At 44.7% G+C, this 219-nt stretch carries 1 pseudogene; it reads left to right on the forward strand.

Going from position 1 to position 219, the window contains the following annotated elements:
* Positions 1-112 precede the first annotated feature (112 nt).
* Positions 113-219 (forward strand): annotated as a pseudogene (locus AAC854_RS24055) (IS630 family transposase); the annotation flags it as partial.

A 219-nucleotide genomic window follows, 5' to 3' on the forward strand; every position in this document is an offset into this window, starting at 1 on the left:
ACTGGATGTACTCAGTGAAATCGCGACAGCGGTGACCCGAAAACAGCCCTATCCGGATGTCTTTAATCTGCTTTCCTGCTAGTCAATACAGGGCTGGTGAATGGTTACCTTCAAAGGGCAGCAAAAAAGGATTATCACACCGGGGAAAAATCAAAAATATTACCTTGCGGGTTGTTTTGATATTCAAACCGGAAAAATCGTCTATACGGGCTACAGCAG

The organism is Xenorhabdus entomophaga, assembly GCF_037996725.1.
In the GTDB taxonomy this organism is placed as follows: domain Bacteria; phylum Pseudomonadota; class Gammaproteobacteria; order Enterobacterales; family Enterobacteriaceae; genus Xenorhabdus; species Xenorhabdus khoisanae.